Consider the following 4514-nt stretch of genomic DNA (forward strand, 5'->3'; position numbering starts at 1 on the left):
CGAGGATGCAGAAAGGGCTCCTCTTCGCAAAAGGGAACGACCGGCTACAGCCGTTCTTATCCCTTTTACTCCAGAGGTCCCTTTCTCCCGCATCCTCTTACACCCTTATTATAAATAAGCCATGATGATATAGTTAAGGATAAAGAGGAGGCTGGCGCCCCAGATGACGGGGTGGACTTCTTTAGCGCGTTTGGTTACGGTCATGGTCAGGCAGTAGAAGATAAAGCCGGCTGCAATCCCGTTTGAGATGGAATAGGAGTAGCCCATGAAGATGGAGGCGAAGAAGGCTGGGACGGCGATGGAGAAGTCGCCCCACTCGACTTCACGGAAGGATGACATCATGAGGACGCCGACCAGGATCAGGGCAGGGGCCGTAGCGGAAGCTGGCACTAGGCCGATAAAGGGGGCGATGAAGATGCAGAGGAAGAAGCAGATACCGGTGGCTAGGCTGGTTAAGCCGGTCCGCCCACCTGCTGCGATGCCGACCGAACTTTCTGCGAAGACGGTGGTGTTAGAGGTCCCGAAGATGGCTCCCATGGAAGTCCCTACTACGTCACCGAAGAGGGCCTTGTCCAATTTTGTATTGGACCGGGTGTCCAGGTTATCGATATCTTCTTTGGAGAAGATGCCTGTAGCCCGCCCGGTGCCGATAAAGGTCCCAATGGTATCGAAAATATCGGATAGGCTGAAGGCGAAGATGGTCACTAGGACCAAGGGCAGGCGGCTGGGGTCAGAGAAGAGGGAGAGGAGCCCTTCTGAACCAAAAGCAGCTCCAAAAGTGATGCCGAGTTCCTTAAAAGAGTTGGCCAAACCCGCTTGGGCAAAGTCTACCTGCTGGAGGAGCGAAGGGTCAATAATCAGTTGGAGGGCAGTGGTCGCCACAATCCCGATTAGGATAGCCCCTTGGATATTCTTAGCCATCAAGATAACGGTCAGTACCAGGCCGAAGAGAGCTAGGAGGGTTGAGGGCTCGGTAAAAGTTGCAATTTGTGGTAAGGTTGACCCATTGCTTGAGACCGCTTGGACCCCAGCCTCATAGACTTGCTGGCCAGCATCATAAGGAGCGCCGTTAATCTGCGTGATGGCAGCCGCATCGGCTTGGAAGTGGATCAGGTTGGCTGACTTCACTCCGATATAAGCGATGAAGACCCCAATCCCTCCAGAAATGGCATGTTGGATAGATTCCGGGATGGCGCTAATAATCACCCGACGGATATTGGTCACGGTGATGGCAATATTAACCAAGCCACAGATGAAGACCATAGCTAGAGCTTCCTGCCAGGTGAAGCCCAGGCCCATGACCACGGTGAAGGTGAAGAAGGCATTCAGTCCCATACCGGGGGCTAGGGCGTAGGGCACATTGGCGTAGAGGCCGATGAAGAGGGTAGCGATACCGGAAGCAAAAAGGGTTGCCAGAAAAACCCCTTGGTAGGGCATCCCCGTTTGTGACAGGATAGCCGGGTTCACGAAAATAATATAGCTCATGGCGAAGAAGGTGGAAATACCTGCCATGATCTCGGTTGACAAGTTCGTGTGGTTGGCTTCTAGTTGAAAGAATTCTGCAATTTTATTAGTCACAATGATTCTCCTTATTACGAATTTACTAATGAACGTCCTTAATTATAGCGGACAAAGGAGAAAAAATAAAGGTAATTACGAATATTTAAATTTATAAAACTTATTAATGTTCGTTATTAGGAGGGTTACAATGAAAGAAATCTTATCTTTGGGGGATAGTTTGGTCGCTTGTGGCCGCAATCCCGATGATTTGACTAGCCTGGGCCACGGTTTTGTAGGTGCACTGGCTAAAGACCAGGCAAGTTATCGTTTTTTAAATGGTGGCTACAATGGGGCTCGTTTGGTTGATGTGAACTTTTATCTGTTGGAGACACTGGCAGGCTGCCAGAATTTGGCGGGAGTCATTCTTTGGCTTGGGATCAATGACCTGGGGCGCCAGCTGGGGACTTCGGACGGCGAATGGAACAATTTTGTATTATCTTGGCAGGACCAGTATGGCCGCCTGGTCACTTTATTACGGGCACAGCTTGGTTGGGATCTTCCTATCTTGCTTTTAGCCCCTGTCGCTGTTCGAACTAAGCCGCGCCTGCTCGATTTGGTCCAGGCTGTTCGAGAGCTGGCCTCCTCCAGGCACTTGACCTTTGTAGATCTCAATCGATGGTTGACACCGGAAGATTTTATGCCGGATGGGATCCACCTCAAGGGGCGGGGCCAGGAGAAGGTCGCGGCGCACTTAAGGGACTGGGTCTCGCACTTAACTTAAGGCAAAAATATGCTAAAATATAAAATAGAATGAATACGAGCTGTTTAAGCGGCTGCTACTGAGATAGGAGGACGGTATGGCGAAGGTAACGAACTTGACGTTGAGACACCAACTCATTTACCAAGTCTATTTAAGGAATTACAGCCCAGAAGCTAGCTTTAAAGCTTTAGAAGCTGATTTGGACCGTTTGAAGGACTTAGGCGTCGATTTAATTTTACTGTCGAGCATTTTTCCAAGCCAGCAAGAAACGGAAGGAGAGGGAGATAGCCTCTTCGTCCAAAGTTTTGATGAAATCGGGACAGAGTATGGCAGCATGGCCGACTTTGAGGATTTGGTCCAAGCTGTCCGACACAAGGGTATGAAACTGCTTTTGACCATGGAGATTGTGGCTCTGGCTATGGATGCTCCCTTGGTTCAAGAACGCCCTGACTTTTTCTTGCAGGGACTGGATGGGAACCTGTACAGCCGGCTTCCAGAAGCAGCCCCTGTTTATGACTTGAACTTCTCCAATCCTAAGATGTGGGATGCTTTGATTGAGCGAATGAAGTATTGGGCCCATTATGTGGATGGTTTCTATATTCCTCATGCCCAATTGATTCGCTCCGAATTCTTCTCTTCAGCTCGGGCAGAAGTAGGGGATGTCCACCCTTATTTCTACTGGTTAGGCGGCCAGATGTCGGTCTCGGAACTCCTTGACCTGCGCCTGCAGAATATCGACTTTGAAACAGAAGGAGAGATGTACAGCAACTTCGATGTCCTAGACATCCGCCCTCATGCTGGCCTTCTGGAACGTTACTATGACGGCTTGATGGACTTAGCCAATGTTGCCTTCCTGTTGAATATGCGCACTCTAGTTACTGCGTCAACCAGTGTCTTAAACCGAGGACTTGAATTAGAGGCGGGCCAACGTATCGCAGCCAAAGTGAAGAATTATTGCGAGTTAAGGAACTGGACAGCCTTTTCCTTCTTCCGTAAGGGCATCGCCCAGCTGATGATGGGTCAAGAGTACGGGACCAAAGAGCGGATCCCGATCCACGAAAAGAAAGCTATTACTTGGGATAAGCCCTATGATCTGACAGCGATGATCCGCCAGCTCATGCAATTGAAGAAGCGGGAAGTCTTCAAGTCGGGCTACTGTTTCCACCAGGCAGCGAGTGATGACTGGCTCTTGGTGAGCTATCACTTTTATAACCAGCACGTTTTTGGCCTCTTTAAGTTGAGAGGGGATACGAACGATGAGATTGAAGTTGAACTAGGGATTCCTGAAGGTAAATATGCTAATCTCTTAGGGGAGGGGCACTATGAAGCCAAAGAAGGACGAATTCATGTGACAGAAGGACCAATTATTATCTCCTATGATGGGGATATTCGAGTACCGCGCTAATAGAGAAGGAGATGCTTAATGTATAAACTTGCTGCTTTTGATATCGATGGCACCCTGGTAAATGATGAGAAAAAAGTTACCGAATCAACTCTCAGAGGCTTAGCCCACCTCCAAGACCAGGGCGTTCATGTAGCGATTTCTACCGGCCGTCCCCTCAAAGGTGTCCACAAGGTCCTTGACCAGATCGACCAGGACTTGGTAGACTATGCTTCCTGCTTTAATGGCAGTGTGATCTACAACCTTAAAGAAAACCGCATTATTTTTGAAAGCTATTTAGAAGTTAGTCAAGTCCATGAAATTACCCGCTTTGCCTTGGACCACGGGATGGATGTCCACGGTCACAGCGACAGTCAGGTCTTGGTACACCGCGACCCTGTTGATCAATATGTGGGTGTTGAATCGGGTATCCTCGATATGCCGATCGCTCAGATAGACTTCCTAGCCGATGATGTCCACTTCCCTAAGTTGATGATTACCGGAGCAGCCGAACGCGTTCTTGAAATCGAAGGCGCAATTCCGAGCGACTGGTACCAACGCTACAACATCGTCAAGAGCGAACCCTATTATCTCGAATTCAACCCTAAAGAATCTAGCAAGGGCCTAGCTCTCAAACACCTCTGCGAGGTCTTAGACGTCGACCAGGCCCAAAGCATGGCCTTCGGAGACCAAGAAAATGACCTCTCCATGATCGAATGGGCAGGCTGCGGCATCGCCATGGGCAACGCCATCCCCGCCCTCAAAGACATCGCCGACTATGTCACCCACGACAACAACACCGACGGCATCGAACACGCCGCCAAAACATTGGTGAAATAAAGGGTGTGAGCAAGAGCGCTTAGCTTTGGATGC

General features: G+C 49.7%; 4 protein-coding genes. 3 read left to right on the forward strand and 1 reads right to left on the reverse strand.

Annotated features, from left to right (window positions below):
* Positions 1-108: 108 nt before the first annotated feature.
* Complete coding sequence (locus HMPREF2626_RS03080) at positions 109-1566, reverse strand: NCS2 family permease (RefSeq protein WP_070617295.1); 1458 nt, start codon at positions 1564-1566, stop codon at positions 109-111.
* A gap of 142 nt (positions 1567-1708) precedes the next feature.
* On the opposite strand from HMPREF2626_RS03080, the gene HMPREF2626_RS03085 reads away from it, so the two are divergent.
* From HMPREF2626_RS03085 to HMPREF2626_RS03095, 3 genes are all read left to right on the forward strand, one after another.
* Entirely contained in the window at positions 1709-2281 is a 573-nt protein-coding gene (locus HMPREF2626_RS03085) for an SGNH/GDSL hydrolase family protein (protein WP_070617290.1), read from the forward strand.
* Positions 2282-2357: 76 nt separating this feature from the next.
* The gene (locus HMPREF2626_RS03090; RefSeq protein WP_070617292.1) at positions 2358-3665 is read left to right on the forward strand and encodes an alpha-amylase family glycosyl hydrolase; all 1308 of its coding nucleotides are present in this window, start codon (positions 2358-2360) and stop codon (positions 3663-3665) included.
* 18 nt (positions 3666-3683) lie between these two features.
* Entirely contained in the window at positions 3684-4481 is a 798-nt protein-coding gene (locus HMPREF2626_RS03095) for a Cof-type HAD-IIB family hydrolase (protein WP_070617294.1), read from the forward strand.
* Positions 4482-4514: the final 33 nt, after the last annotated feature.

Origin of the sequence: Aerococcus sp. HMSC062A02 (assembly GCF_001809535.1) — a bacterium.
Classification (GTDB): domain Bacteria; phylum Bacillota; class Bacilli; order Lactobacillales; family Aerococcaceae; genus Aerococcus.